This window comes from Diaphorobacter ruginosibacter, assembly GCF_014395975.1.
GTDB classification, from domain to species: Bacteria; Pseudomonadota; Gammaproteobacteria; order Burkholderiales; family Burkholderiaceae_C; genus Diaphorobacter_A; species Diaphorobacter_A ruginosibacter.
In genome coordinates, this window is the sequence record NZ_CP060714.1 from 2,561,878 (window position 1) to 2,588,521 (window position 26,644).

The window sequence follows — 26,644 nt, forward strand, 5'->3', positions numbered from 1 at the left end:
CACCGGGATTTCCAGGCTGCCATCGAGCTGCTTGACGCCTTTACCCGGAAATCCTGAAGACCTGTTATTGAATTCCTCGCGAGTTCAACTCGGCCTGCGCCTCTTCATGGTTTTGCGCGGCAGACAGGCGGAACCACTCGATGGCCCGAGCTTCATCCCTCTCGTCCGCACAGATCAAGCCCATCTCGTATTGAGAGAGTGCATAGTTTTTCTCGGCAGCCATCAGAAACCAGCGGACAGCCTCCTTGTCGTCCTCGTCCACACCGACCCCATCCCGGTACATCGTTCCGATGTTATGCATTGCCACGGGATCACCCTGTTCAGCGGCCTTGCGATACCACCGCATTGCCTGCGCCTCATCCTCCTCGACGCCATCACCGGAGTAGTACAGGTTACCCAACTCCACCTGGGCACGTGCATACCCTTGTTCCGCGGCAAGCCTGAATTGCTCTGCGGCACGAAGGAAATCGCGAGAAACACCATACCCGTCCGCATAGAGCAGCCCCAGGTTGAACCGGGCCTCGGCATTGCCCTGCTGACCAAGGCGTGCCCAGAGATCTGCTGCCTCCGAGTAATGGCCGTGCGCCTCCATCTCATAGGCGATCTCCACGGTTGCCTCCTCGAAAGACTGCTTCCCCGTGAATGCCTTGAAAAAATAACCCTCGTTGTCCGACATGATCAACCGCCTCTGCGACTTAAAGTTTCAATAAAACAATCATCAATTGATCGGCTCACCTCATTACCTGAGCTCGATGCGCTGCGTATCCCGGTCGACATGTTATCGAAGCAGATCGGCAAAGGGCTGGATCTTCAGCCCTCCACGCACCCAATGATCCATGACCAGCTCGACAGCCTCCGGTTTCATCTTTCCCCTTTACAAGGTGCCTTCGAAACCGGCAGAACCCAGATTTTTACAGGACCTCGGGTCTTCATAATCTTCCCTCCGAGGCCCACCGAACCGGCTGAATATCTTGCACCTTAGGAACGCAAATCAGCCATGCGCCTTGAAAAAATCCACTAGATCTATCACACTGTACTTGGTGATGCTCAGATGACTAGCCAAGGCGTTAATCACTGCATTGCCGAAACTGCCTGAGCCGGGACTACGACATGCTGCTGCATGTGTTGACTGGCTTGCAATTCCTGGTTCTTCCGCTCATGTTGTCCAACGCTCTGTCATGGATCTCTGCGAACATGGGTCCATCAAGCGCTCTGAACGATCTGCCTTCCCCACCGACTACTTGGTACCTGAATATTTCCTGAAAAAAATAATTCCTGATATTTTCGACATCGGTTTCCTCTTGCAGTGATCTCTATTTTCAGCGGCCTATCGGATTTATTTTCTTGATAGACACATAAGCGAAGAGAAATTTCCACCCAGAAGAAGGAGAGAGAATGGCTCAAACCCAAAAAATGACCGTCGTGCAACTAACCATGTTGACGGTGGTCAATATGCTTGGATCCGGCATTGTTCTCTTACCTACCAAGCTGGCGCAGGTGGGAGCCATCTCCATCCTTTCCTGGCTGGTGACTGCGACAGGCTCTCTGGCACTGGCCTATGCATTCGCCCAATGCGGCATGCTCAGCCGCAAGTCTGGCGGCATGGGGGGCTATGCCGAATACGCGTTTGGCCGGGCTGGCAACTATCTGGTGAATTACACCTATGGCACTTCGCTTCTGATCGCCAACGTGGCGATCGGCATCACCGCCGTGGGCTACCTGACCGAACTGTTTTCCCTGCAGCTCAGCCCCGTGGGCGTCGGCTTGATGACGATTGCCTTGCTGTGGATCACCACCTTTGCCAATTTTGGCGGGGCCAGCGTGACCGGCAAGATCGGAGGAGTGACTGTGTGGGGAGTGATCCTGCCCGTGGTTGGCGTCTCCACATTTGGCTGGTTCTGGTTCAGCCCCAGTACCTACGCCGAAGCCTGGAACCCACATGGACTGTCCTTCCTGCAGGCCGCCAGCTCTTCCGTGGCCATCACGTTGTGGGCATTTCTGGGCATGGAGTCTGCCTGCGCCAACGCCGATGCCGTGGAAAATCCCGAAAGGAACGTACCGATTGCCGTGCTGGGTGGCACGGTCGGTGCTGCAGTGATCTATATCGCCTCGACCAATGTCATGGCAGGCATCGTCTCCAATCCGGAACTGGCAGCGTCCACGGCCCCTTTTGGTCTGGTGTTCGCGCACATGTTCACTCCCCTGGTCGGGCAGATCATCATGGGACTGATGGTGCTGGCATGCATCGGCTCGTTGCTCGGCTGGCAGTTCACCATTGCGCAGGTGTTCAAGAGCTCTGCAGACACCGGGTACTTTCTGCCGATTTTTGCCAAGGTGAACAAGGCCGGCACGCCCATCGTAGCGATGCTGATTTTGCTGGCCGCCCAAACGGGCCTCGCCCTGCTCACCATCAGCCCCGACCTGACCAAGCAGTTTGACACGCTGGTCAACCTGGCGGTAGTCACAAACATCGTGCCCTATATCCTGTCCATGGCGGCCTTGATGAGCATCCAGAAGGTTGCCAATGTGCCCCCAAGAAAGCGCTGCTCGTCAACGTCATCTCCTGGGTTGCGGCAGCCTATAGCTACTTGGCGCTGTACAGCTCGGGCACCGAGGCCCTGATGCTGGGCGGCGTGGCCACCATTGCGGGCTTCACGCTCTACGGCTTTGTCAGCACCCGGATGATGCGCCTGGACCAGGAGCGCACCAACGCAGGTACTGCAACCTGAATAAGGTGGCAAGAAGAAGCCGGCGGCCTCTTCACTCCGACGCGGAGACGAAGAGATCGTGAAGCTGCCCAAGGTCATTGCAGACCTGTGCCAAGCACAAGGGAGTTCCTCCCTTGACTCTTCTCGAATTCATCACAACGGAGCCTGAAGATGTTTTTCAAAGCCCTGGACTATCCTACCGTCATCATCGACAGCGAGTTCGACTCACCACGCCTGCGCGGCAGCATCATCCGAGCCCTGGCCGAAGAGCTGGAAAACTCCAACCAGCGTGTGATGGCCAATCTCACGCTTGATGATGCGCGTGTCGCTGCACGAACCTATCTGGCAGCGTCGGCAGTTTTGATCTCCATCGATGCACACGAGGATGCGGATGAGCAGTTCCGCAAGATCCAGGATTTGCTGGAAGACAACCTGGCGCGCCATCCTCATCTGCCAGTGTTCTTCTATGGCGAACGAGGCTCCGTGGAGAAGGTTCCTACCAACCTTGTGAAATATGCGCGTGGCTACTTTTACCTGTTCGAGGACACCAAGAGTTTCATTGCACGGCAGGTGATGCGGGCTGCCGAGGAGTACATGGAACATTTGCTGCCGCCCTTCTTCAAGGCATTGATCAAGCACACGGCAAAGTCCAACTACTCCTGGTACACGCCGGGGCATGCGGGCGGTGTTGCGTTCACCAAATCCTCGGTGGGCCGTGCTTTCCACCAGTACTATGGTGAAAACACCCTGCGCAGCGACCTCTCCATCTCCGTGCCTGAACTGGGCTCCCTGCTCGACCATAGCGGCCCCATACGACAGGCCGAAGCCGACGCGGCCAGAAATTTCGGCGCCGACCACACCTTCTTCGTGACCAATGGCACCTCGACAGCCAACAAGATTGTCTGGCACGGCACGGTGGCGCGCGGCGATGTGGTGTTTGTCGACCGCAATTGCCACAAATCACTGCTGCACTCGCTGATCATGACCGGGGCCATTCCCGTGTACTTCTCGCCCAGCAGAAATGCGCACGGCATCATCGGGCCGATCAGCGAAGACCAGTTCTCACCCAAGACCATGCAGGCGCACATCGCACAGGTCCCGCTGGCCGCGCAGGCCATGAAAAACGGCGCCAAGCTGCGTATTGCGGTGGTGACCAACTCCACCTATGACGGCCTTTGCTACAACGCCGAGAAGATTGCCAAGAACATTGGCAGCGCGGTCGATTTTCTGCACTTTGACGAAGCCTGGTACGCCTACGCCGCCTTCCATCCGTTCTATGAGCACTACTACGGCATGGCCAAGGGCAAGCCGCGCGAGCAGGATGCCATTGTTTTCACGACCCATTCCACCCATAAGCTCCTGGCTGCGTTTTCGCAGGCGTCGATGGTGCATGTGCGTGACAGCCGCAAGCGCAAGCTGGACATGGGACGCTTCAACGAAGCCTTCATGATGCATACCTCCACCAGCCCGCTGTACCCGGTGATCGCGGCCTGCGATGTGGCCTCCAAGATGATGGAAGGAGCAGCGGGCACATCACTCGTGCAGGAGATGCACGACGAGTCCCTCGCGTTTCGCCGCGCCATGCTGCAAATCGAATCGGATCTGGACAAGAAGGATTGGTGGTTCAAGGTCTGGCAACCCGAGCTCGTAGCCAAAAACCTGCGCAAGTCCTCGACCCATATTCCGCCAGCCCAACCCAGGGACTGGCAGCTTCGCCCCGATGGCAAGTGGCATGGCTTTGACAAGCTGAGCGATGATTTTGTCATGATCGACCCCATCAAGGTCACGCTCACCATGCCGGGCCTGGACATGGATGGGCGCATGGGCAAACAGGGCATTCCTGCCAGCGTAGTCAGCAAATTCCTGTGGACGCGTGGCATCGTCGTGGAAAAAACCAACCTTTACTCGCTGCTGGTGCTCTTCTCGATGGGCATCACCAAGGGAAAGTGGGGAACCCTTGTGGCGGAGCTGATGAGTTTCAAGCAGCACTACGAGGCCAATAGCCCCTTGGCGCAGGTGCTGCCCGATCTAGTGGAGAGCTATCCACGGGTGTACGCCGACACCGGGCTGCGCGACCTGTGCGAGCGCCTGCATCAGTTCAATGTGAGTCACGATGTACCCAGGGTCATGCGCGAAATGTATGTGGAGCAGCCCGACATGGCCATGATTCCGGCAGATGCCTACAACCTGCTGGTGCAGGGCAAGGTCGAGAAGGTCGAGGTCAAAAAGCTCAAGGGACGTGTTGCTGCGACCATGCTGGTGCCCTATCCCCCAGGTATTCCGCTGATCATGCCTGGCGAGCGTTACAACGAAAAGGCGGATGCCATTTTCAAATACCTGCAGATTGCCGAAGCCCAGGATACCCAGGTGCCCGGCTTTGAGTCCGATATCCATGGCAGGGAGGTAGAGGTGGATGCGTCGGGAAAACGCCGCTATCTGGTGGAGGTTCTGGTTTCCTGACCGCCCTCACTCCCAAACAAAAAACCCGGCAAAGCCGGGTTTTCTTTTATATGGTGGGTGATACATGGATCGAACATGTGACCCCTGCCGTGTGAAGGCAGTGCTCTACCGCTGAGCTAATCACCCGATTGATACTGCAACTATCGCTGCTGCATCAAGACCGCAATTATGACACAGCTTTTTCGCCCACAGGAGAAACTCGCCAGATAGTTTTGCCTCCGCTCGATTTGTCGATCTGGTTGAGCACGTCCTCGTGCGCAGCTATCTCGTCGTCGCTCGCACGGATCACCTGCAGCTGCAGGCTGCTCAGGTCGAAGGCAGCCACGCGAACGCCCTGCTGCTGCTTGGGCGCTTCGTCGTCGGCGATCAGGAGGGCTTCCTGGCCGCGCGTCATGTTGATGTAGACGTCTGCGAGCAGCTCGGCGTCGAGCAACGCGCCGTGCAGCGTGCGGCCCGAGTTGTCGACTTCAAGACGATCACACAGCGCATCGAGCGAATTGCGCTTGCCGGGGAACAGTTCCTTGGCCATCACCAAGGTATCGATCACGCCTTCGATGTGCGCCTTCAGCGGCTTGTGGCCGCACATCTGCAGTTCCTTGTTCAGAAAGCCGATGTCGAATGGTGCGTTGTGGATGATCAGTTCCGCGCCCTGCAGGTATTCGAGGATCTCGTCGACCAGTTCCGGGAACTTGGGCTTGTCCTTCAGGAACTCGTTGCTGATGCCGTGCACCCGGAGCGCATCTTCATGGCTGTCGCGCTCGGGGTTGAAGTAGATGTGCAGGTTGCGGCCGGTGAGCTTGCGGTTCACCAACTCCACGCAGCCGAGTTCGATGATACGGTCACCCGTTTCAGCGGACAGGCCGGTGGTTTCCGTATCCAGCACGATCTGGCGTGACATCAGTGATTCTCCTTGGCGTGGTTGATGGAGTACTTGGGGATCTCCACGGTAACATCCTTCTGCGCAAGGATAGCCTGGCAGGACAGGCGCGATTGAGGCTCGAGGCCCCATGCACGGTCCAGCAGGTCTTCTTCCTCTTCCTCGGCCTCGTTGAGCGAGTTGAAGCCCTCGCGCACGATGACGTGGCACGTCGTGCATGCACAGCTCATGTCGCAGGCATGCTCGATGTTGATCTTGTTGTCCAGCAGCGCCTCGCAGATCGACGTGCCGGCCGGCGCGCTGATTTCGGCGCCTTGCGGGCAGTACTCTGGATGCGGAAGGATCTTGATGACTGGCATGTAGGTGGTTTCGCTTTGGATGTGTTCGTGATGTCCGGTGGGTCTGGGTGGGCCTGCTGCCTCAGATCGACTGGATGTTCTTGCCCGCCAGCGCCTCGCGGATGCCGCGGTTCATGCGCTGTGCCGCAAAGTGCTCGGTTCCCTTGGCCAGCGCCTGCGACGCGGCCTCGATCTCGCCCGCGTCCTGGCTGCTGGCCAGCAGGGCTTGCAGCGACTGCACGAGTGCATCGATGTCCGCGCGCTCCTGTGCCTGCAGCACATCGCCGTCGACTTCCAGCGCGCTCTGCGTCGCCATGATCAGGCGGTCGGCATCGACACGCGCCTCGACCACGGCCCGCGCCTTCATGTCGGCCTGCGCGGTGGCGAAGCCGTCTTGCAGCATGCGGGCGATCTGGTCGTCGGACAGCCCGTACGACGGCTTCACATCGACATGCGCCTCCACGCCGCTGCCCTGCTCCTTGGCACTCACGCTGAGCAGACCATCGGCATCGACCGTGAACGTCACACGGATACGCGCCGCGCCGGCGGCCATGGCGGGGATTCCGCGCAACTCGAAGCGCGCGAGACTGCGGCAGTCCGCCACCAGGTCGCGCTCGCCCTGCACCACATGGATGGCCATGGCGGTCTGGCCATCCTTGTAGGTCGTGAAGTCCTGCGCCTTGGCCGTGGGAATGGTTTCGTTGCGGCCGACGATGCGCTCGACCAGTCCGCCCATGGTCTCGATACCCAGCGACAGCGGAATCACGTCGAGCAGCAGCAGATCGCCAGCCGAATTGTTGCCGGCCAACTGGTTGGCCTGGATCGCTGCGCCCAGCGCGACGACCTCATCCGGGTTGAGGTTGGTGAGTGGCTCCTTGCCGAAGAACTCCTCGACCGCCTGCTGCACCTGCGGCATGCGCGTGGAGCCTCCCACCATGACGACGCCCTGCACTTCGCTGCGATCGATCTGCGCATCGCGCAGTGTGCGGCGCATCACAGAAAGCGTACGCTGCGTGAGCGCCTGCGTGGCCTCGAAGAAGTCCGCACGCGCCACGTCAAGGGTCTGCTCCTTGCCACCGATCGTTGCCGCAAACTTCGCGGATTCGGCACCCGTCAGCGCCTCCTTGCACGCGCGCGCGGCGATGCGCACGGCCGTCTTCTCTGCGGCGGACTGCGCCTGCACGCCCAGTTGCCCCTGCGCCCAATCGGCAAGCGCTGCATCGTAGTCGTCGCCACCCAATGCCGAATCACCGCCGGTGGCGATGACTTCAAAGACGCCCTGCGTGAGGCGCAGCACCGAAATGTCGAAGGTGCCGCCCCGAGGTCATAGACCGCGTAGACCCCCTCGGAGGAGTTGTCGAGGCCATAGGCGATCGCCGCGGCCGTCGGCTCGTTGATCAGGCGCAGCAGATTCAGCCCGGCAAGCCTGGCCGCATCCTTGGTGGCCTGGCGCTGCGCATCATCGAAATAGGCCGGCACGGTGATCACGGCGCCGTAGATGTCGTCGTTGAAGCTGTCCTCCGCGCGAAAGCGCAGCGTGGCCAGGATTTCAGCGCTCACCTCGACAGGCGATTTCGTGCCGCCAGCCGTCCGAATGGAAACCATTCCTTGGGCCGATGCATCGTTCTGCGCCAGCAGTTCATAGGGGAGCGATGCCCGGTCGGCAATGTCGTTCAAGCCACGCCCCATCAAGCGCTTGACCGAAGCAATGGTGTTGACCGGATCGGCCAGACGCGCGGCCACGGCATCATGGCCGATCTGGCGCCCGCCGCCTTCCATGTAGCGCACGACCGACGGCAGCAGCACCCTGCCCTCGGCATCCGGGAGGCATTCCGCAACGCCGTGGCGCACGGCGGCAACAAGGGAATGCGTGGTGCCCAGGTCAATGCCGACCGCGATCCGACGCTGGTGGGGATCGGGGGACTGACCGGGTTCTGAAATCTGCAAAAGCGCCATGGGTTATCTTCTCTGGAGGTGATTGCGGCATGCATGCCGCACATTCATCGTTCGTGCGTTCGCTGGCGTACCGACGGGGGCACGCGCCCTGCGCACTGGCAGCAAGGCCAGGCGAGGTCATCGGCGGGTGTTCGGCTATTGTCCCAGTTGCTCGCGCCGGACATCAACGTCGTGGGCAAAACGCGCAATGAACATGAGGGCTCTCACCTGCTGCGCCGCGCCCGCATAGTCGTGCTGCTCGTCAATCAGCGCCGCGCATCGCGCCAACGCGCTCCGGCGCTCCGCCTGGACCATGTCGTCCAGGTCGTCGAGCGCCGCTTCCGAAGCCGCCTCATCGAGCGCCTCGCGCCACTCCATCTGCTGCATCAGGAAGGCCGCAGGCATGGCCGTGTTGTCCTCTGCACCAATGGAGACGCCATGGAGTTCGCAAAGATAGGCCGCGCGCTTGAGCGGATCCTTCAGGCGCTGGTAGGCCTCGTTGATGCGCACCGACCACTGCATGGCCACGCGCTGCGCCGCGGCGCCCTGCGCCGAGAAGCGGTCAGGATGCGCCTCGCGCTGCAAGTCCTTCCAGCGCGCCGCGAGCACGGCGCCATCCTGCGCGAATAGGCGAGGAATGCCAAACAGTTCGAAATCGTCAGATTGCAGATGGAGGTTCATAAAAAAACCGCCAGTGCGCAAGCGTTGGCGGGTTCTCTGAGGTGCATGAAAGTGCGCTGTTCCTGCCCAATGTCCCGGACAGGAATGCGCCCTTGCGCTCTAGGGAGCCTCTGCAAAACCCTCGCCAATCGGTTGGACGCGGATCGGGATGAGCCGCAAGGCGTCTTTTGAAGGCAATAGCCGTAGCTATTGACGAAAAAGACAACGCTGCGGATCGCCCGCGGCCGCGTTCAGACGATGGCAGGGAGTTTTGCAGAGGTTCCCCAGGGGCCTTAGACCCGGAAGCTTTCCCCGCAACCGCAACGGTCTCGCTCGTTGGGGTTGTTGAACTTGAAGCCTTCGTTCAGACCTTCGCGCACGAAGTCGAGCTCGGTGCCGTCAATGTAGGCCAGGCTCTTCGGGTCGATCAGCAGCTTCACGCCATGGGTCTCGAAGATGATGTCCTCGGGTGCCTGATCGTCCACATACTCCAGCTTGTAGGCCAGTCCCGAGCAGCCGGTGGTCTTCACGCCCAGGCGCACGCCAAGCCCCTTGCCCCGGCGGGACAGGTAGCGGCTCACGTGCCGTGCGGCAGCTTCGGTCAGTGTCACTGCCATGTTGTTCAGGCCGCTGTCGAATCGGCAGTGACGGTTTCGCCGCGCTTGGCCTTGTAGTCGCTCACGGCTGCCTTGATGGCGTCTTCGGCCAGGATGGAGCAGTGAATCTTCACGGGAGGCAGCGCCAGCTCTTCGGCGATCACGCTGTTCTTGAGCGCGGCGGCCTCGTCCAGCGTCTTGCCCTTGACCCACTCGGTCACGAGCGAGGACGAGGCAATCGCCGAGCCGCAGCCGTAGGTCTTGAAGCGCGCGTCTTCGATGACCCCGGTCTCCGGGTTCACCTTGATCTGCAGCTTCATCACGTCGCCGCATGCCGGTGCGCCGACCATGCCGGTGCCCACTGTGTCGTCGCCCTTGTCGAACGAACCCACGTTGCGGGGGTTCTCGTAATGGTCGATCACTTTGTCTGAATAAGCCATGGTGTACTCCTTTTTCTGCGTCTGCCGCCGGCCTCTTGGTGTGCGAGGACCGCGAGCGGGGCGCAGCGATCAATATGAAATCAGTGCGCAGCCCACTGGATGGTGCTCAGGTCGACGCCATCCTTGAACATCTCCCACAGCGGGCTCAACTCACGCAGCTTGGCCACGTTGTGGCGGATGGTGGAGATCGCGTAGTCGATCTCTTCCTCGGTCGTGAAGCGGCCGATGGTCATGCGCAGGCTGCTGTGGGCGAGCTCGTCGCTGCGGCCGAGCGCGCGCAGCACGTAGCTCGGCTCCAGGCTTGCGGAGGTGCAGGCGGAACCCGACGACACCGCCAGGCCCTTGATACCCATGATCAGCGATTCGCCTTCGACGAAGTTGAAGCTCATGTTCAGGTTCTGCGGAACGCGGTGCTCCATGCTGCCGTTGATGAACACCTGCTCGATGTCCTTCAGGCCGTCGAGCAGGCGCTTTTGCAGCGCTGCCGCCTTGGCATTCACCTCGTTCATTTCCAGCTTGATGATGCGGAACGCCTCACCCATGCCGACGATCTGGTGCGTGGGCAGCGTGCCGGAGCGCATGCCGCGCTCATGGCCACCACCATGGATCTGAGCCTCCAGGCGCACGCGCGGCTTGCGGCGCACGTAGAGCGCACCGACGCCCTTGGGGCCGTAGGTCTTGTGGGCGGTCATGCTCATCAGGTCGATGGGCAGCTTGTTCAGGTCGATCTCGACACGGCCCGTGGCCTGTGCGGCATCGACGTGGAAGATGATGCCCTTCTCGCGGCAGATCGTGCCGATCGCAGGAATGTCCTGGATCACGCCGATCTCGTTGTTCACGAACAGCACGCTCACGAGGATGGTGTCCGGGCGGATCGCCGCCTTGAAGGCTTCCAGGTCAAGCAGACCGTCTTCCTTCACGTCCATGTAGGTGACCTCGAAGCCCTGGCGCTCGAGTTCGCGCATGGTGTCCAGCACGGCCTTGTGCTCAGTCTTGAGCGTAATGAGGTGCTTGCCCTTGCCCTTGTAGAACTGCGCTGCGCCCTTCAGTGCCAGGTTGATCGACTCGGTGGCGCCGCTGGTCCAGACGATCTCGCGTGGATCGGCACCCACCAGGTCGGCCACATGGCCGCGCGACTTCTCGATGGCCTCTTCGGCCTCCCAGCCCCAGGCATGGCTGCGCGAAGCTGCGTTGCCGAAATGTTCGCGCAACCAGGGGATCATCGCGTCAACAACACGGGGATCCACCGGGGTGGTCGCACCGTAGTCCAGGTAAATGGGGAAATGGGGAGTCATGTCCATGGCTATCTCGCTTTAGCGATCTGGCTGGCGAATGTCAGTTAACAGAAGGGTTCAAAAAAAGATCCGGCATATGCAGCAGCGCGGCCAGCCATGCTGGCCCTTGCGCCACCACGCTGCTGATCAGGACTTGGCGAAAACGTTGCCCAGTGCGAACACCGAGTTCGGCGCGTTCACGCGGATCGGCTTGACCACCGGGGTCGTGGAGATCGCACGGCGAGCCACTGGCTTGTCCTCGATCTGCACACCCTTGGCGAGTTGGTCATCGACGAGCTTCTGCAGCGTGACGGAATCGAGAAACTCCACCATGCGCTGGTTCAGCGAAGCCCACAGCTCGTGCGTCATGCAGCGACCTGCTTCGCCCAGGCAGTTTTCCTTGCCACCGCACTGGGTCGCATCGATGGGTTCGTCCACGGACACGATGATGTCGGCCACGGTGATGTCGCCGGCCTTGCGGGCCAGCGTATAGCCACCGCCCGGGCCACGGGTGGATTCCACCAGCTCGTGGCGGCGCAGCTTGCCGAAGAGTTGTTCCAGATACGACAGGGAAATCTGCTGACGCTGGCTGATGGCCGCCAGGGTGACTGGGCCATTGTTCTGGCGCAGGGCCAGATCGATCATGGCAGTGACCGCAAAACGGCCTTTGGTTGTGAGACGCATCGCAAGCTCCTTGTTGGTTCAGGCTTGATCGTTTGATAATCGCCACGGATCGCCTTTCGGCAACCCGGGCACCACCGTCTCCGCCCGCTCTCCGACGCGGCATGAACACGAGGTTCGCCCGCCAGAGCCCTAAATATTGTGGGGTTGTTTTCTTGAGTAATTAGCCCAAGTATAACACAAATCCCTATTGTTTTTGTCGGGTAACTGAATTCGTCAGGCTCGAGGGCCTCCAAACCCGGAATCGGAGACCCTGAAAACCGCATCCGCGCATCAGGCCAGGCGCTCGTTTCCGCCATGCGAGCCGAACACGCGATCCTTCAGGCGCGAGAGTTGGTCGCGCACCTTGGCGGCCTGCTCGAACTCCAGATTGCGTGCGTGATCCATCATGGCCTTCTCCAGGCGCTTGATCTCCCGCGCGATGTCCTTCTCGGACATCTCTTCCAGCTCCAGATCCCGGGCCGCCTGCTGCTGCAGGCGTTCCGTCTCCTGGCCGGCCTTCTCGCTATAGACACCATCAATCAGGTCTTTTACCTGCTTGACAATGCTTCGCGGCGTGATGCCGTTTTCCTCGTTGTATGCGATCTGTTTTGCGCGCCGTCGTTCCGTTTCTCCCATGGCTTTTTTCATGGATTCCGTTACACGGTCGGCGTACAGGATCGCCGTGCCCTCCGCATTGCGGGCAGCACGGCCGATCGTCTGGATCAGGCTGCGCTCCGCGCGCAGGAAGCCTTCCTTGTCAGCATCGAGGATGGCCACCAGCGACACCTCGGGAATGTCCAGCCCCTCGCGCAGCAGGTTGATGCCGACCAGCACGTCAAATGCACCCAGGCGCAGGTCGCGGATGATCTCCACGCGCTCGACCGTGTCCACGTCCGAGTGCAGGTAGCGCACCTTCACGCCGTTGTCGGACAGATACTCGGTGAGCTGCTCGGCCATGCGCTTGGTCAGCGTTGTAATGAGTACCCGTTGATTCTTTTCAACCCGAATGCGTATTTCCTGCAGCACGTCGTCCACCTGATGGGTGGCCGGGCGCACTTCGACGATCGGATCAACAAGCCCGGTGGGCCGCACGACCTGGTCGACGACCTGGCCCGAATGTTGTTTTTCGTAGTCAGCCGGCGTCGCGGAGACGAACACCACCTGGCGCATGCGCTGCTCGAACTCCTCGAACTTGAGCGGGCGGTTGTCCAGCGCCGAAGGCAGTCGGAACCCGTACTCCACGAGCGTCGTCTTGCGGGCGCGGTCGCCGTTGTACATGGCGTTGAGCTGGCCGATCATCTGGTGGCTCTCGTCCAGGAACATGATCGAGTCGCGCGGCATGTAGTCGGTGAGCGTGCTTGGAGGATCGCCGGGCGCCGAGCCCGAGAGATGACGCGTGTAGTTCTCGATTCCCTTGCAGTGCCCCACCTCGCTGAGCATTTCCACATCGAAACGCGTACGCTGCTCGAGGCGCTGCGCCTCGACCAGCTTGCCCTCCTTCACAAAGAACTTCAGGCGCTCGTCGAGTTCGAGCTTGATCGTCTCCACCGCGGCCAGCACCTTGTCACGCGGCGTGACGTAGTGGCTGCTCGGATAGACCGTGAAACGCGGAATCTTCTGCTGCACGCGCCCGGTGAGCGGATCGAAGAGCTGCAGGCTGTCGACCTCGTCGTCGAACAGCTCGATGCGCAGCGCCAGCTCGGAGTGCTCGGCCGGGAATACGTCGATCGTATCGCCGCGCACGCGGAACTTCCCGCGGCTGAAATCCTGCTCGTTGCGCTGGTACTGCATGCGGATGAGCTGCCCGATCGCGTCGCGCTGCGAAAGCTTGTCGCCCTGGCGCAGCGTCATCACCATCTGGTGGTAGCTCGAAGGCTCACCGATGCCGTAGATGGCCGAGACGGTCGCCACGATCACCACGTCGCGCCGCTCGAGCAGGCTCTTGGTGCAGGACAGGCGCATCTGCTCGATATGCTCGTTGATTGCGCTGTCCTTCTCGATGAAGAGGTCGCGCTGCGGCACGTAGGCCTCCGGCTGGTAATAGTCGTAGTAGCTCACAAAGTACTCCACGGCGTTCTTCGGGAAGAACTCGCGGAATTCGCTGTAGAGCTGCGCCGCCAGCGTCTTGTTGGGCGCAAACACGATGGCCGGGCGCCCCAGCCGCGCGATCACGTTCGCCATCGTGAAGGTCTTGCCCGAGCCGGTCACCCCCAGCAGCGTCTGGAAGGCCTCGCCATCGTTCACCCCTTCCACCAGGCGGGCGATGGCCTCCGGCTGGTCGCCGGCCGGTGGATAGGGCTGGTAGAGCTGAAATGGAGAGCCCGGGAAGGAAACAAACTCGCCTTCAGCTACTTCTGTGGTGACTTCATGCATGACTTGTAAACGCAACGATGGCTTGCGCCGTTAAAATCGGGGGTTGCCCCTCAAGGCAAATCGACCGGATGGCTGCGAGCAACACGCATGCACCCTGCATGCAGCGCTGGCACCGCCTCTCGGCCTTGGCTAGTTTAGTTGGGGGCACCGCATCAGATTTCCACCCTTCAAGGACTTTTCATGTCTCTCTTCACCGCCGTCGAGATGGCCCCGCGTGACCCCATTCTGGGTCTGAACGAACAATTTGCCGCTGATACCAACCCCAACAAGGTGAATCTCGGCGTGGGCGTGTACTTCGACGATAACGGCAAGCTCCCCCTGCTGAAGTGCGTGCAGGCAGCAGAAAAAGCCATGATGGACAAGCCGTCCGCTCGTGGCTACCTGCCCATCGACGGTATCGCAAGCTATGACAGCGCCGTCAAGGCACTGGTGTTTGGTGCCGAGTCCGACGTGGTCAAGGCCGGCCGCGTGGCCACCGTGCAAGCCGTGGGTGGCACGGGTGGCCTGAAGATCGGTGCCGACTTCCTCAAGAAGCTCAGCCCGAACGCCAAGGTGCTGATCTCCGACCCGAGCTGGGAAAACCACAAGGCCATCTTCACCAATGCCGGTTTTGAAGTCGGCACGTACCGCTACTACGACGCGGCCACTCGCACGGTCAATTTCGAAGGCATGCTGGCCGACCTGAACGCTGCCGCTGCCGGCACCGTGGTCGTGCTGCACGCCTGCTGCCACAACCCCACCGGCTATGACATCACGGCCGAGCAGTGGGACCAGGTGATCGCCACCGTCAAGGCCCGCAACCTGGTCGCATTCCTCGACATGGCCTACCAGGGCTTCGGCCATGGCCTGAAGGAAGATGGCGCCGTCGTGGGCAAGTTCGTTGCCGCCGGCCTGACCATCTTCGTGTCGACCTCGTTCTCCAAGAGCTTCAGCCTGTATGGCGAGCGCGTGGGCGCCCTGTCCGTGGTGGCCACCGACAAGGACGAAGCCGCCCGCGTGCTGTCGCAACTGAAGATCGTGATCCGCACCAACTACTCCAACCCGCCGACACATGGCGGCGCCGTGGTTTCCGCCGTGCTCAACACCCCCGAACTGCGTGCGCAGTGGGAAGAAGAGCTGGGCGAAATGCGCGTGCGCATCAAGGCCATGCGCCAGAAGCTGGTGGACGGTCTGAAGGCTGCCGGCGTGAAGCAGGACATGAGCTTCATCACCACCCAGATCGGCATGTTCTCGTATTCGGGCCTCTCCAAGGACCAGATGATCCGCCTGCGTTCGGAATTTGGCGTGTACGGCACCGACACCGGCCGCATGTGCGTGGCTGCGCTGAACAGCAAGAACGTCGAGTACGTCTGCAAGGCCATCGCCGCCGTGATGTAAGACGCCGAGGAGGAGCGCCATGCGTTTCTCTTCGCTCACCCTTCAAAGGCCGCTTCCCTCGAGGCGGCCTTTTTGCCTTCTCTCGGGATGCGAACCCGGATGTCCGGGCGCTGACCATGCATGCCGGCGCCCCGCGCGGTTCACCCCCAGATCACGGACCGCATCGATATCGATGCGGACTGAAACCCCGTGTTGAAGAATCTCGGCATTTCCCTGGCGCTTGCCGCGCCCGCAGCGTAGAGCAGCGGCAGGTAGTGCTCGTGCGTCGGGTGCGCAAGCCGCGCCAGCTCGCCCTGCTTCTGGAACTGCACGAGCGACTCCAGCTCCCCGCGCTTGATGTGTCCCTGCACCTGCTCGTCGAACTCCGTGGCCCAGTCATAGGCCTCGTTCGGCGCGGAGCCGCGCTTCGTCCTGCGCAGGTTGTGGACCGCGTTGCCGCTGCCCACGATCAGCACGCCGCGCTCGCGCAATGCGCCCAGCTGGCGGCCCAGCGCGAAATGCGCCTCGGGGCTTCGGGCATAGTCCATGCTCAACTGGATCACCGGGATCTGCGCCTTGGGGAACATCGGCTTGAGCACCGACCAGGTTCCATGGTCCAGCCCCCACTCGCCCTCGTCGACCTTGAGCGGCTGCCGGTCTGCCGGCGAGCGAAGCTCTCCCGCCAAGGCCCTGGCGACGGCCGGTGCGCCGGGCGCGGGATATTGCTGCTCATGCAGCTCGCGCGGAAAACCGCTGAAATCGTGGATCGTGCGCGGATCGCTCATTCCCGTGAGATACCAGCCATCCTTGGTCAGCCAGTGGGCGGAAATACACAGGATGAGCTGCGGCTGGACGCTGCGTGCCGAGAGCGCCTGGCCGACCTGCTGCCAGCTGCGGCGCCAGAGGTTGTCCTCGATGGCATTCATCGGACTGCCGTGACCGACGAACAGCACCGGCATGCGCGGTGACGGCCGCAGGGAATCCAGCAGGGTGCGCACCTGCGCGGCATTCGCACGCAGGGAAATGCCGCCGAGCGCGACGGGAAGCGCGGCCAGCCCAGCCAATGCGGCGAGCGAGGTTCTACGTTGAAACATGGATAAAACAGGAAGACAGGGGCCAGGAAGGAATGGACAGCGAACCGCTGTATCGGAGCACGACGGGGCATCGAAGTTCCATCCTCTGCTCTGCCACGTTTTCCGGCACCCCCTACCCTGTCCTGTCATCCGCCGCAGGCAGTCGCACGCGCCCTTCACGGAAGGCCCGAGACAGGACCTGGGGGGTCGCGCAGATGTGAGCCTCGAGCGCCAATGCCGCCCGTGCGTCCTGTCCCGACATGGCGAGCTCGTAGATCTCCGCATGTTCGGCATGCACGTCGCGCACGGCTCCGGGCAGGTCCATCGCGTAGCGGCGGTAGCGCTCACCGTGCCGTGCCAGCATGCGCAGGATCTTCAATTCCCACGGTGACGGCCGGCCGGCCAGCAGCATCTCGTGGAAGCGCAGATTGAGCGCTTCCCAGCGGCCGCGGTTGTCGCGCGTGAGCGGCTGCTCCAGCCTGGAGAGATCTTCATAGCTCGCCCTGAGCTCGCTGCGCCAATGATCGTCGCCATGGCGGATCGACTCGCGCAGCGCGTGGGTCTCGATGTGCACGCGCAGTCGCGTGATGTCCTCCAGGTCCTCGATGGCGATCGGCGAGACACGGAACCCCCGCTGTCCCTCGGCCGTAACCAGTGCGTCACTCACCAGCCGGGTCAGCGACTCGCGCAGCGTGCCCGCCCCCACGGCGTAGCGCTGGCGCAGATGCTCCACGCGCAACTTGCTGCCGGGCAGCAGCCGGCCTTCGATGATGTCGGTGCGCAGTTCCGTGTAGGTCTTCTCGGTGAGAGTGCGCGTGGCATCGCTGCTCGGGTCGAGCGTGTCGTCCATCAGCGAAGGGATCAGGAAAGCGCGCTTGGCCATGGTGCTCAGCCTCCCGCATGCCCTGGTGCGGTGCGCTCCCGGGCACGCGCCAGGCGATAGCTCAGCTGCGGACGCGTCATGCCCAGCACGCGTGCGGCGGCCGCCAGATTGCCGCCCGCGCGGCGCACCGCCTCCTGGAGCAGCCCATCCTCGAAGGCGTCCAGCGACAGCCCCTGCGCAAGCACTGCGTCATAGAGGCCTGCGGGTTCCGCTGGTGCGGCGCCCTCCGTCCGAGGCGAGATGAGCAACCCCTGCTCATCGACCATGCTGGCATCGCTGCGCTCGCTCCAGTGGGGAAACAGCGCCTGCACATCGATCATTTCGCCCGATGCGGTCAGGATCAACCCGCGCTCCATGAGATTCTCGAGTTCGCGCACATTGCCGGGCCAGGAATGGCTGCGCAGCGCCGCCAGCGCGCGGTCGGTCAGGCCGGTCACCTGCTTGCCATGCAATGCAGAGAACTTCTGCAGCATGTGCATGGCCAGCATCTCGATGTCCTCGGCCCGCTCGCGCAGCGCCGGGATGTGGACCGGATAGACATTCAGCCGATACAGCAGGTCACGCCTGAAATGCCCCGCCTCCACGGCCTTTTCCAGATCCACGTTGGTCGCCGCGATCACGCGCACATCCACCTTGATGGCCCGCGTGCCGCCCAGCCGCTCGATCTCGCCACTTTGCAGCACGCGCAGCAGCTTGGCCTGCGCCGCCAGCGGCAGCTCGCCCAGTTCGTCGAGCAGCAGCGTGCCGCCGTTCGCGCGCTCGAAGCGCCCCACCCGCATGCTGGAGGCTCCGGTATAGGCGCCCTTCTCGGCGCCGAACAGTTCGCTCTCTATCAGTTCCGCAGGCAGTGCCGCGCAATTGATCGCGACAAAGGGCTTGTCGGCGCGCGCACTCATCGCGTGCAGGGCACTGGCAAAACGCTCCTTGCCGACACCTGTCTCGCCCGTGAGCAGCACCGTGACCTGCGTGGGGGCTGCCTTCTGCAGGAGCTCCACCGCCCCCTTGAAGGCGCGCGAACGCCCGAGCAGCGGACCTTGCTCGTCCGCCGGCTTGAGACGCGAGCGCAGCGCCTCGACCTGCGAGTGCAGGTCATCGAGCCGAACGAGCATCGAGTCGGGAGCATAGTCCCGCGCGAGCTGCTCTCCTTCCGGCCACTCGTGTACGAAGCGCCCCTCGATCAGGCAGTATGGCTGGCCGCAGGCCGTGCACTGCACTTCCTTGAAGATCACCGGCCTTCGGAAAAAGGCGCTGCTGTAGCCGGACGCATAGCCCAGCAGCATCCAGCAGGCAGGCTCTTCCTGCGGCCCCCACTCGCGCAGGTGGGCCTCGGACTCCCAGCTGTGGTCCCAGCGCACCTCGCAGCGAAAGCGGCCGGCCTCCTCGTCCACCTCGAACACCTGCGGCGTTGCGCGCACCGCCCCTTCAAGCCGGTGCAACTGCGGCCCCACGGCGAACATGTCGAACACGCTGGCCTCCGGCCGGATCTGCCGCGCTAGCAACGCATCGCGCTCGCCCGAGGCATAACCCGCACGCATGAGCAGGCGGCGCGTGTGCTTGGGACCCACGGTGTCCATGAGCTCCTGGCGCAAGGCGGTCAGCGAGGCCGAGTGCAGGAGCAGCATGCGCTGGCCGGACAGCCAGATCAGCCCATCCTCGGTGGAAAAGCGGATCAGGCGGCGCAGGTCGGCATCCGAGGGCAAGGGGCGGTCAGGACTGGGCATGGACCAACTATCGATAAAACAGCAGGACAAGACCATCGGGTCTTGCCCGAGGTCCCGCACCCGCGAATTGATCATTTGATGACCTTCCAACGCGCGGATTGATCATTTCATCATGCTGCACCGCAGCACCCGGGCCTTCTATCCGAGACAGATGCCGCACAGGCTGTGCAAAGCGTCACCCGGACGACACCCCGCACCGGAAACGGTAGGGAGTAACCCTCAATTTATCGATATTTTTGGATTTCAAACGAAAGTTGGCACGCGCCGTGCAAACAGGCAGGCAACAACCCGCCAGGAGTGATCAATGCAAGACATGCGTACCGCCCCGACATCGAACAGCACCGAGCTTCCCGTCTGCGACCTTTCGTGCCGCAGCGTGCGCATACAGCGGCGCCGCGACAACGGGTTCGTGGAGTTCGAGTTCTCCGTCGGCTGGCCCGAGCTGGTGGTGGAACTGACGATGAAGGAGAGCGACTTCCAGTCCTTTTGCAAGGAGCAGCAGGTGAACCCGCTCTAGGCGACCTGCCCCCCCGATAGCAACCGACCGCACCACAGGAGACAAGAACCATGAACATTGAATTGCAGGCGCGCGAGATCCAGCCGCTGCGCCAGACCTTCGACCGCGTCGCCACCTACACGGGCGACAAGCCGGCATCGCGCTATCTCGAAGCCACGCTCGGCGCGCAGCCGACCGAGCAATTCCACTATCGCCCCACATGGGAAGAAGGCTTCGAGATCTATGACACGCGGCGCACGGCCATCCAGCTGAAGGACTGGAATGCGCTGCGCGATCCGCGACAGTTCTACTACGCCACCTGGGCCATGGCCCGCGCGCGCCAGCAGGACGCCATGGAGGCCAACTACCAGTTCGTCGAGTCGCGCGGCCTCGCACAGAAGATGTCCGATGCGATGCGTGCGCAGGTCTGCACCGTGCTGATGCCGCTGCGCCATGTGGCCTTCGGCGGCAACATGAACAACTGCAACATCTGCTCCCGCGGCTACGGCACGCCCTTCACCGCGCCGGCGATGTTCCATGCCATGGACCAGCTCGGCGTGGCGCAGTACATCACCCGCCTCGGACTCGCGCTCGAGGAGCCCGGCGCGCTCGAGGCAGGCAAGAACGACTGGCTGGGCGCCGAGGCATGGCAGCCGCTGCGCGAACTGGTCGAGGACACCTTCGTGCTCAAGGACCCGGTGGAGCTGTTCGTCGCACAGAACCTGGCACTCGACGGCCAGCTGTATCCGCTGGTCTTCGGCCACTACGTGGACGACCACCTGGCGCTCAAGGGCGGCACGGCCGTCGCCATGCTGACCTCCTTCATCCCGGAGTGGCACGCCGAGTCGAACCGCTGGGTCGATGCCGTGGTCAAGACGGCCGCGAGTGAATCCGGACACAACCAGGAACTGCTCACGCGCTGGTACCGGCACTGGGCCGACCGTGCCACGGCGGCTCTCGAACCGGTTGCACGCCTCGCGCTGGGCGACGACGCCGCCCCGCTGCAAACCGAAGTGCGCGAGGGCCTTGACGCCCGCGCGCGCAAGGCTGGCCTGGCCATCGGCTGAACCACTGGATGAACGGAAGGAGACGTACGACATGCAAGCAGACCACACCGGCACCGAAGCCACTCGCTCCAAGGTGTTCATTGCGTTCCAGGACAACGAGGAATCACGCGCCGTGATCGAGGCCGTGCTCGCCGACAACACCGAGGCCACGGCCGCCTATGCACCGGGGCTCGTGAAGATCGACTGCCCCGGGCGCCTCGTGATCCGCCGCGAAAGCATCGAGGAGATCACCGGCCAGCCCTACAACCTGCAGCAAATCCAGATCAACCTGGTGACGCTCTCGGGCCACGTCAATGAAGACGACGACGAATTCTCGCTGAGCTGGGGCCGCTGAGCGCGCCGCCACCCATCACCCGCATCAACAGCAACGGAGACAGACATCATGGATACACCCGTAGTCAAGAAGAAGCTCGGCCTCAAGGAGCGCTACACCGCCATGACCCGCGGACTCGCCTGGGACACCACCTACCAGCCCATGGACAAGGTGTTCCCCTACGACCGCTACGAGGGCATCAAGATCCACGACTGGGACAAGTGGGAAGACCCGTTCCGCCTGACCATGGACGCCTACTGGAAATACCAGGGCGAGAAGGAGAAGAAGCTCTACGCGGTCATCGAGGCCTTTGCGCAGAACAACGGCCAGCTTGGGGTGACGGACGCACGCTACATCAATGCACTCAAGCTGTTCATCCAGGGCGTGACGCCGCTGGAATATGCCGCGCACCGGGGCTTCGCACATGTCGGCCGCCACTTCACCGGCGCAGGCGCCCGCGTGGCCGCCCAGATGCAATCGATCGACGAGCTGCGCCATTTCCAGACCGAGACGCACGCGATCAGCCACTACAACAAGTACTTCAACGGCATCCACAATTCGGCCGAGTGGTACCAGCGCGTGTGGTACCTCTCGGTGCCCAAGTCGTTCTTCGAGGACGCGATGTCCGCCGGGCCGTTCGAGTTCCTCACCGCCGTCAGCTTCTCGTTCGAATACGTGTTGACCAACCTGCTGTTCGTGCCCTTCATGTCGGGCGCGGCGCACAACGGTGATCTCTCGACGGTGACCTTCGGCTTCTCGGCGCAGAGCGACGAGTCGCGCCACATGACGCTGGGCATCGAATGCATCAAGTTCATGCTGGAGCAGGACCCGGACAACGTGCCCATCGTGCAGCGTTGGATAGACAAGTGGTTCTGGCGTGGCTACCGCCTGCTCACGCTGGTGGCGATGATGCAGGACTACATGCTGCCCAAGCGCGTGATGAGCTGGAAGGAAGCCTGGGAGATGTACGCCGAGGAAAACGGCGGAGCCCTCTTCCGCGATCTCGCACGCTACGGCATCCGCGAGCCCGCGGGCTGGAAGGAGGCTTGCGAGGGCAAGGACCACATCAGCCACCAGGCCTGGAATACCTTCTACAACTACGCGGCGGCCGCGCCCTTCCACACCTGGGTGCCGAACGACGACGAGATGACCTGGCTCTCGCAGAAGTATCCGGACAGCTTCGACAGGCTCTACCGTCCGCGCCTGGAACACTTCCGTACCGAACAGCAGCATGGCAGGCGCTTCTACAACACCACGCTGCCCATGCTGTGCACCACCTGCCAGATCCCGATGGTGTTCACCGAGCCCGGCGACCCGACGCGCATCTGCTACCGCCAGTCCACTTATCTCGGCGACAAGTACCACTTCTGCAGCGACGGCTGCAAGCATGTGTTCGACGGCGAGCCCGAGAAGTACGTGCAGTCGTGGCTGCCCGTGCACCAGATCTACCAGGGCCACTGCTTCAAGGAGGGGACCGACCCGACCCGGGAGGGCTTCGATCCGCTGGCGGCCGTGCTCGACTGGTACGGCATCAACGTGGGGCGCGACAACTTCGACTTCGAAGGATCGGAAGACCAGAAGAACTTCGCGGCCTGGCGCGGCAGCGCCACGGCGAATGCAGACAGCAAGAACCCCGCAGGAGATACAGCATGAGCGTGACCGCCCTCTACCCGTACAGCTTCGAGGCCAAGGACCGGCGCGAGAACTTCCCCGCGCCCCTGCTCTTCATCGGATGGGAAGACCACCACATGTTCTGCTCTCCCGTCTGCCTGCCGCTTCCGGCCGAAACGCCGTTCGGTGCGCTGGCGCAGGCGGTGCTCCCGGGCGTCTACGGCGCGCACCCTGATTTCGCGCGCATCGACTGGGACGCGGTGCAGTGGTTCAAGTCCGGGGAGCGCTGGCATCCCGATCCCACGCGCTCGCTGGCCGACAACGGCCTCGAGCACAAGGACGTGATCCGCTTCCGCACCCCGGGCCTTGCGGGCATCGCGGGATCGTTCGCCTGAACCGGCGGGACGCATGGACATCGGCATGAATGCGGAGCTGACATCATGAGCTACCAACTGACCCTGGAACCGCTGGGCGCCACCATCGAGGTGGAAGAAGGCCAGACCCTGCTCGACGCCGCGTTGCGACAGGGTATCTACATTCCGCACGCCTGTGGCCACGGCCTGTGCGGCACCTGCAAGGTGCAGGTCTGCGAGGGCGAGGTCGACCACGGCGCGGCCAATCCGTTCGCGCTGATGGACATGGAGCGGGACGACGGCAAGACCCTTGCCTGCTGCGCCACGCTGCAGACCGACGCCACCATCGAGGCCGATATCGAGGACGAGCCCGACGCGCTGGTGATTCCTGTGCGCGACTTCGCGGCAACCGTCACGCGCATCGAGCAGCTCACTCCGACCATCAAGGCGCTGCACCTGCGCCTTGACACGCCCATCCACTACCAGGCCGGGCAGTATGTGCAGGTGCAGATCCCCGGGCTCGGCCAGTCGCGGGCCTTCTCCATTGCCAACGCGCCCGGCGAGGACGGCACGGCGCTCGACATCGAGCTCAACGTGCGCCAGGTGCCGGGCGGCGCGGGCACCGCATGGCTGCATGAGTCGCTCTCGCAGGGCGACACGCTCGCGATCTCGGGTCCCTACGGCCGTTTCTTCGTGCGCCACTCGGCCGCCCAGCCCATGGTGTTCATGGCCGGTGGCTCGGGACTGTCAAGCCCGCGCGCCATGATCCACGAGCTGCTGGCACGCCGCTGCGAACACCCCATCACGCTGATCTACGGCCAGCGCAGCCGCGCCGAGCTGTACTACGACGAGGAGTTCCGCGCCCTCGCGGCGAAGTATCCGCACTTCACCTATGTGCCTGCCATCTCGGGCGACGGCAACGACGGGGAAGATGCCAGCTGGAGCGGCGCGCGAGGCTTCGTGCACGAGGCCGCCAAGGTCCATTTCGGCGGCAACTTCGCGGGTCGCAAGGCCTACCTGTGCGGTCCGCCGCCGATGATCGAGGCCTGCATCTCCACGCTGATGCAGGGCCGCTTGTTCGAGCGCGACATCTATACCGAGAAGTTCATCTCGGCCGCCGACGCACAGGGCGCGCGCAGCCCGCTGTTCAAGCGCGTCTGAGACGAGGCACCCGCCATGTGGACCCTGAACACGAGCCCCAAGGTCAACGTGCACGTCGCGCAGACCGGCGACTGCTACGACTGCCACACGAACGAGAGCCTGCTCAAGGGGATGCTGCGCCTGGGCCGCAAGGGCATTCCCGTGGGTTGCGTCAACGGCGGCTGCGGCGTGTGCAAGGTGCGCATCGTCGAAGGCGCCGTGCGCGCCCTCGGCCCGGTGAGCCGCGCCCATGTGAGCTGCGACGAGGAGGCACAGGGCTACACGCTCGCATGCCGCGTCGCCCCCACGGCCACCGTGCGCCTCGAGGTGAGCGCACGGCTTTCCAAACCCTTTTCCCACCCTGGCAATTCATCGACAACGTCAAACACTAAGGAGACATGACATGGGAGTTCTACGCTTGGGCCACGCCAGCCTGAAGGTGATGGACATGACCGCCGCACTGCACCACTATGAAAAGGTGCTGGGCCTGAAGATGGTCATGCAGGACAAGGCAGGCAACGCCTACCTGAAATGCTGGGATGAATGGGACAAGTTCTCGCTCATCCTCACGCCGTCCGACCAGGCCGGCCTCAACCATCTCGCCTACAAGGTGGAGAAGGATTCCGACCTCGACGCGCTGCAGCAGCGAATCGAGCAATGGGGCGTGAAGACGCACATGCTGCCCGAAGGCACGCTGCCCGCCACGGGCCGCATGCTGCAGTTCCACCTGCCAAGCGGCCACGAGATGCGCCTCTATGCGCACAAGGAGCTCGTCGGCACCGACGTGGGCTCGACGAATCCCGATCCCTGGCCGGACGACATCCGTGGCTCGGGCGTGCACTGGCTCGACCATGCGCTGCTGATGTGCGAGATGAACCCGGAGGCCGGCATCAATACCGTGGAGCAGAACACCCGCTTCATGACCGAGTGCCTCGACTTCTTCCTGACCGAACAGGTCATGGTCGGGCCGGAGCACTCCATCCAGGCCGCCACCTGGATGGCCCGCACCACCACGCCGCACGACATCGCCTTCGTCGGCGGCCCGCGCAGCGGCCTGCACCACATCGCCTTCTTCCTCGACTCCTGGCACGACGTGCTCAAGTCGGCTGACGTGATGGCCAAGAACAAGGTGCGGATCGACGTCGCCCCCACCCGCCACGGCATCACGCGCGGCGAGACCATCTATTTCTTCGATCCGAGCGGCAACCGCAACGAGACCTTCGCGGGCCTGGGCTACCTGGCCCAGCGCGACCGGCCCGTCACCACCTGGACGGAGGACCAGCTCGGCAGCGCGATCTTCTATCACACCGGTGATCTGGTCGCCTCCTTCACCGAGGTCTACACCTGATTGGACAAGTCCGGACAACCCCACGGAAACACCACCAAGGACAGACCATGAACAAGACCATTGCATCTGCCGCGCTGACGGCAGCGGCCGCGCTCGCCCCCGTTGCGGCGCTGGCCGAAGGCCACTACGTTCCGGGCGTGGAGGGAATCCAGGCTGCGAGCGTGCCGCCGCCGGGCCTCTACTACCTCGGCTACCTCGTCAACTACGACATCGGCAGCTTCCGCGCACCGGGCTCGAGCAGCAACCTGCCCGGCCACAACACCGGTACGGTGACGGCCCTGGCCAACCGCGTGGTGTGGATCAGCAACACCAAGCTGCTGGGCGCCGACTACGGCATGGAGGCCATCGTGCCGGTGATGCGCACCTCGCTGACGGTCAACGCAGCTGGCATCTCGGACAGCCGCTCCGGCGTGGGCGACATCTACGTCGGCCCGCTGGTGCTCGGCTGGCACGGCCAGCAGTGGGACGCCGTCGCTGCAGCCGGCATCTGGCTGGACAACGCGAGCACCAGCCATCCCGCATCCCCCGGCAAGGGCTTCAAAAGCACGATGCTGACGGGGGGCGCCACCTACCACTTCGATGCCGCCAAGACCGTCACCGGCTCCGCGCTGATGCGTTTCGAGCGCAACGGCCGGAACGACGCGGGCTTCAGGCCCGGCAACCAGATCACCATGGAATGGGGGCTGGGCAAGAACTTCGGAACGGTGCAGGCGGGACTGGTCGGCTACAGCCAGTGGCAGGTCAGCGACGACAGCGGCGCGGGTGCAAGCACCCATCGTTCATCGCGCCACGCCGTCGGCGCCGAGGTCGTCTACCCGATCCCGAGTGCGGCAGTGTTCCTCAAGGCCGCTGCCTACAAGGAAGTGCGCGCGGAGGCCGGCACCGGAGCCTATCCCAAGGGCTCGCTGGTGCGCTTCACGATCGTGAAGTCGTTCTGACGCCGGGCGAACGAAGCACGA

Annotated in this window: 25 protein-coding genes, 1 tRNA gene and 1 pseudogene; 13 read left to right on the top strand and 14 right to left on the bottom strand. The window is 62.8% G+C overall.

Annotated features, from left to right (window positions below):
* Positions 1-64 precede the first annotated feature (64 nt).
* Entirely contained in the window at positions 65-676 is a 612-nt protein-coding gene (locus H9K76_RS11500) for a tetratricopeptide repeat protein (protein WP_187600359.1), read from the bottom strand.
* Positions 677-1,395: 719 nt separating this feature from the next.
* Between H9K76_RS11500 and potE the strand changes: the two genes are divergently transcribed.
* The 3 genes from potE to H9K76_RS11510 all read left to right on the top strand — a co-directional run bounded on the left by potE (position 1,396) and on the right by H9K76_RS11510 (position 5,168).
* Positions 1,396-2,622, top strand: coding sequence for a putrescine-ornithine antiporter (gene potE / locus H9K76_RS11505; protein ID WP_246475476.1), 1,227 nt, complete (start codon positions 1,396-1,398; stop codon positions 2,620-2,622).
* Positions 2,589-2,729 (top strand): hypothetical protein, encoded by a 141-nt coding sequence (locus H9K76_RS23670; RefSeq protein WP_246475478.1) that lies wholly within the window; start codon positions 2,589-2,591, stop codon positions 2,727-2,729. Before potE ends, H9K76_RS23670 begins: the two co-directional genes overlap by 34 nt.
* Before the next feature lie 150 nt (positions 2,730-2,879).
* Entirely contained in the window at positions 2,880-5,168 is a 2,289-nt protein-coding gene (locus H9K76_RS11510) for an Orn/Lys/Arg family decarboxylase (RefSeq protein WP_187600360.1), read from the top strand.
* A 51-nt stretch (positions 5,169-5,219) separates the two neighbouring features.
* On the opposite strand, the gene H9K76_RS11515 is transcribed toward H9K76_RS11510, so the two are convergent.
* The 10 genes and pseudogenes from H9K76_RS11515 to uvrB form a co-directional block, all read right to left on the bottom strand.
* Positions 5,220-5,294: transfer RNA gene (locus H9K76_RS11515), tRNA-Val, on the bottom strand.
* Between the two features lie 40 nt (positions 5,295-5,334).
* Positions 5,335-6,066, bottom strand: a complete 732-nt coding sequence (dnaQ, locus tag H9K76_RS11520; protein ID WP_187600361.1) for a DNA polymerase III subunit epsilon — start codon at positions 6,064-6,066, stop codon at positions 5,335-5,337.
* Entirely contained in the window at positions 6,066-6,404 is a 339-nt protein-coding gene (gene fdx / locus H9K76_RS11525) for an ISC system 2Fe-2S type ferredoxin (RefSeq protein WP_187600362.1), read from the bottom strand. Before fdx ends, dnaQ begins: the two co-directional genes overlap by 1 nt.
* 61 nt (positions 6,405-6,465) lie before the next feature.
* A pseudogene (gene hscA / locus H9K76_RS11530) lies at positions 6,466-8,339 on the bottom strand (Fe-S protein assembly chaperone HscA).
* A 135-nt stretch (positions 8,340-8,474) separates the two neighbouring features.
* The gene (gene hscB / locus H9K76_RS11535; RefSeq protein ID WP_187600363.1) at positions 8,475-8,999 is read right to left on the bottom strand and encodes a Fe-S protein assembly co-chaperone HscB; all 525 of its coding nucleotides are present in this window, start codon (positions 8,997-8,999) and stop codon (positions 8,475-8,477) included.
* A 272-nt stretch (positions 9,000-9,271) separates the two neighbouring features.
* Positions 9,272-9,595, bottom strand: a complete 324-nt coding sequence (iscA, locus tag H9K76_RS11540) for an iron-sulfur cluster assembly protein IscA (RefSeq protein WP_187600364.1) — start codon at positions 9,593-9,595, stop codon at positions 9,272-9,274.
* Between the two features lie 5 nt (positions 9,596-9,600).
* Entirely contained in the window at positions 9,601-10,014 is a 414-nt protein-coding gene (gene iscU, locus H9K76_RS11545) for a Fe-S cluster assembly scaffold IscU (protein WP_187600365.1), read from the bottom strand.
* An 80-nt stretch (positions 10,015-10,094) separates the two neighbouring features.
* The gene (locus H9K76_RS11550) at positions 10,095-11,315 is read right to left on the bottom strand and encodes an IscS subfamily cysteine desulfurase (RefSeq protein ID WP_187600366.1); all 1,221 of its coding nucleotides are present in this window, start codon (positions 11,313-11,315) and stop codon (positions 10,095-10,097) included.
* Between the two features lie 120 nt (positions 11,316-11,435).
* The gene (gene iscR, locus H9K76_RS11555; RefSeq protein ID WP_187600367.1) at positions 11,436-11,972 is read right to left on the bottom strand and encodes a Fe-S cluster assembly transcriptional regulator IscR; all 537 of its coding nucleotides are present in this window, start codon (positions 11,970-11,972) and stop codon (positions 11,436-11,438) included.
* A gap of 270 nt (positions 11,973-12,242) precedes the next feature.
* Entirely contained in the window at positions 12,243-14,324 is a 2,082-nt protein-coding gene (uvrB, locus tag H9K76_RS11560) for an excinuclease ABC subunit UvrB (protein WP_187600368.1), read from the bottom strand.
* A 180-nt stretch (positions 14,325-14,504) separates the two neighbouring features.
* On the opposite strand from uvrB, the gene H9K76_RS11565 reads away from it, so the two are divergent.
* Positions 14,505-15,701 (top strand): amino acid aminotransferase, encoded by a 1,197-nt coding sequence (locus H9K76_RS11565; RefSeq protein WP_187600369.1) that lies wholly within the window; start codon positions 14,505-14,507, stop codon positions 15,699-15,701.
* Between the two features lie 140 nt (positions 15,702-15,841).
* Here the strand turns inward: H9K76_RS11565 and ygiD are convergent, their stop codons facing one another.
* From ygiD to H9K76_RS11580, 3 genes are all read right to left on the bottom strand, one after another.
* Entirely contained in the window at positions 15,842-16,774 is a 933-nt protein-coding gene (gene ygiD / locus H9K76_RS11570) for a 4,5-DOPA-extradiol-dioxygenase (RefSeq protein WP_187600370.1), read from the bottom strand.
* A 112-nt stretch (positions 16,775-16,886) separates the two neighbouring features.
* A complete protein-coding gene (locus H9K76_RS11575; RefSeq protein WP_187600371.1) occupies positions 16,887-17,636 on the bottom strand; it encodes a GntR family transcriptional regulator in 750 nt (249 codons plus the stop codon).
* Between the two features lie 5 nt (positions 17,637-17,641).
* Positions 17,642-19,357 carry a sigma-54-dependent Fis family transcriptional regulator gene (locus H9K76_RS11580; RefSeq protein WP_187600372.1) on the bottom strand — a complete coding sequence of 572 codons (1,716 nt, stop codon included), beginning with the start codon at positions 19,355-19,357 and terminating at the stop codon, positions 17,642-17,644.
* A gap of 304 nt (positions 19,358-19,661) precedes the next feature.
* Here H9K76_RS11580 and H9K76_RS11585 point away from each other — a divergent pair, with 304 nt between their 5' ends.
* The 9 genes from H9K76_RS11585 to H9K76_RS11625 are packed head-to-tail and all read left to right on the top strand — an operon-like array spanning position 19,662 to position 26,623.
* Entirely contained in the window at positions 19,662-19,874 is a 213-nt protein-coding gene (locus H9K76_RS11585) for a phenol hydroxylase subunit (RefSeq protein ID WP_246475480.1), read from the top strand.
* Positions 19,875-19,924: 50 nt separating this feature from the next.
* On the top strand, positions 19,925-20,920 hold the full coding sequence (locus tag H9K76_RS11590) for a ferritin family protein (protein WP_187600373.1): 996 nt from the start codon (positions 19,925-19,927) through the stop codon (positions 20,918-20,920).
* A gap of 31 nt (positions 20,921-20,951) precedes the next feature.
* A complete protein-coding gene (locus H9K76_RS11595) occupies positions 20,952-21,254 on the top strand; it encodes an MmoB/DmpM family protein (protein ID WP_187600374.1) in 303 nt (100 codons plus the stop codon).
* Positions 21,255-21,302: 48 nt separating this feature from the next.
* Complete coding sequence (locus tag H9K76_RS11600) at positions 21,303-22,886, top strand: aromatic/alkene/methane monooxygenase hydroxylase/oxygenase subunit alpha (protein WP_187600375.1); 1,584 nt, start codon at positions 21,303-21,305, stop codon at positions 22,884-22,886.
* Positions 22,883-23,239 (top strand): phenol hydroxylase subunit P4, encoded by a 357-nt coding sequence (locus tag H9K76_RS11605; protein ID WP_187595605.1) that lies wholly within the window; start codon positions 22,883-22,885, stop codon positions 23,237-23,239. Before H9K76_RS11600 ends, H9K76_RS11605 begins: the two co-directional genes overlap by 4 nt.
* A 45-nt stretch (positions 23,240-23,284) precedes the next feature.
* Positions 23,285-24,358 carry an NADH:ubiquinone reductase (Na(+)-transporting) subunit F gene (locus H9K76_RS11610; protein ID WP_187595606.1) on the top strand — a complete coding sequence of 358 codons (1,074 nt, stop codon included), beginning with the start codon at positions 23,285-23,287 and terminating at the stop codon, positions 24,356-24,358.
* A gap of 15 nt (positions 24,359-24,373) precedes the next feature.
* On the top strand, positions 24,374-24,739 hold the full coding sequence (locus H9K76_RS11615; protein ID WP_187595607.1) for a 2Fe-2S iron-sulfur cluster binding domain-containing protein: 366 nt from the start codon (positions 24,374-24,376) through the stop codon (positions 24,737-24,739).
* Position 24,740: 1 nt separating this feature from the next.
* The gene (locus tag H9K76_RS11620; RefSeq protein ID WP_187595608.1) at positions 24,741-25,685 is read left to right on the top strand and encodes a catechol 2,3-dioxygenase; all 945 of its coding nucleotides are present in this window, start codon (positions 24,741-24,743) and stop codon (positions 25,683-25,685) included.
* A 47-nt stretch (positions 25,686-25,732) separates the two neighbouring features.
* On the top strand, positions 25,733-26,623 hold the full coding sequence (locus tag H9K76_RS11625) for a SphA family protein (RefSeq protein WP_187595609.1): 891 nt from the start codon (positions 25,733-25,735) through the stop codon (positions 26,621-26,623).
* Positions 26,624-26,644: the final 21 nt, after the last annotated feature.

Coding starts and splice junctions, on each gene's coding strand:
- H9K76_RS11500 (WP_187600359.1), bottom strand. CDS start 676: ATGTCGGACAACGAGGGTTATTTTTTCAAGGCATTCACGGGGAAGCAG.
- potE (WP_246475476.1), top strand. CDS start 1,396: ATGGCTCAAACCCAAAAAATGACCGTCGTGCAACTAACCATGTTGACG.
- H9K76_RS11510 (WP_187600360.1), top strand. CDS start 2,880: ATGTTTTTCAAAGCCCTGGACTATCCTACCGTCATCATCGACAGCGAG.
- dnaQ (WP_187600361.1), bottom strand. CDS start 6,066: ATGTCACGCCAGATCGTGCTGGATACGGAAACCACCGGCCTGTCCGCT.
- fdx (WP_187600362.1), bottom strand. CDS start 6,404: ATGCCAGTCATCAAGATCCTTCCGCATCCAGAGTACTGCCCGCAAGGC.
- hscB (WP_187600363.1), bottom strand. CDS start 8,999: ATGAACCTCCATCTGCAATCTGACGATTTCGAACTGTTTGGCATTCCT.
- iscA (WP_187600364.1), bottom strand. CDS start 9,595: ATGGCAGTGACACTGACCGAAGCTGCCGCACGGCACGTGAGCCGCTAC.
- iscU (WP_187600365.1), bottom strand. CDS start 10,014: ATGGCTTATTCAGACAAAGTGATCGACCATTACGAGAACCCCCGCAAC.
- H9K76_RS11550 (WP_187600366.1), bottom strand. CDS start 11,315: ATGGACATGACTCCCCATTTCCCCATTTACCTGGACTACGGTGCGACC.
- iscR (WP_187600367.1), bottom strand. CDS start 11,972: ATGCGTCTCACAACCAAAGGCCGTTTTGCGGTCACTGCCATGATCGAT.
- uvrB (WP_187600368.1), bottom strand. CDS start 14,324: ATGCATGAAGTCACCACAGAAGTAGCTGAAGGCGAGTTTGTTTCCTTC.
- H9K76_RS11565 (WP_187600369.1), top strand. CDS start 14,505: ATGTCTCTCTTCACCGCCGTCGAGATGGCCCCGCGTGACCCCATTCTG.
- ygiD (WP_187600370.1), bottom strand. CDS start 16,774: ATGTTTCAACGTAGAACCTCGCTCGCCGCATTGGCTGGGCTGGCCGCG.
- H9K76_RS11575 (WP_187600371.1), bottom strand. CDS start 17,636: ATGGCCAAGCGCGCTTTCCTGATCCCTTCGCTGATGGACGACACGCTC.
- H9K76_RS11580 (WP_187600372.1), bottom strand. CDS start 19,357: ATGCCCAGTCCTGACCGCCCCTTGCCCTCGGATGCCGACCTGCGCCGC.
- H9K76_RS11585 (WP_246475480.1), top strand. CDS start 19,662: ATGCAAGACATGCGTACCGCCCCGACATCGAACAGCACCGAGCTTCCC.
- H9K76_RS11590 (WP_187600373.1), top strand. CDS start 19,925: ATGAACATTGAATTGCAGGCGCGCGAGATCCAGCCGCTGCGCCAGACC.
- H9K76_RS11595 (WP_187600374.1), top strand. CDS start 20,952: ATGCAAGCAGACCACACCGGCACCGAAGCCACTCGCTCCAAGGTGTTC.
- H9K76_RS11600 (WP_187600375.1), top strand. CDS start 21,303: ATGGATACACCCGTAGTCAAGAAGAAGCTCGGCCTCAAGGAGCGCTAC.
- H9K76_RS11605 (WP_187595605.1), top strand. CDS start 22,883: ATGAGCGTGACCGCCCTCTACCCGTACAGCTTCGAGGCCAAGGACCGG.
- H9K76_RS11610 (WP_187595606.1), top strand. CDS start 23,285: ATGAGCTACCAACTGACCCTGGAACCGCTGGGCGCCACCATCGAGGTG.
- H9K76_RS11615 (WP_187595607.1), top strand. CDS start 24,374: ATGTGGACCCTGAACACGAGCCCCAAGGTCAACGTGCACGTCGCGCAG.
- H9K76_RS11620 (WP_187595608.1), top strand. CDS start 24,741: ATGGGAGTTCTACGCTTGGGCCACGCCAGCCTGAAGGTGATGGACATG.
- H9K76_RS11625 (WP_187595609.1), top strand. CDS start 25,733: ATGAACAAGACCATTGCATCTGCCGCGCTGACGGCAGCGGCCGCGCTC.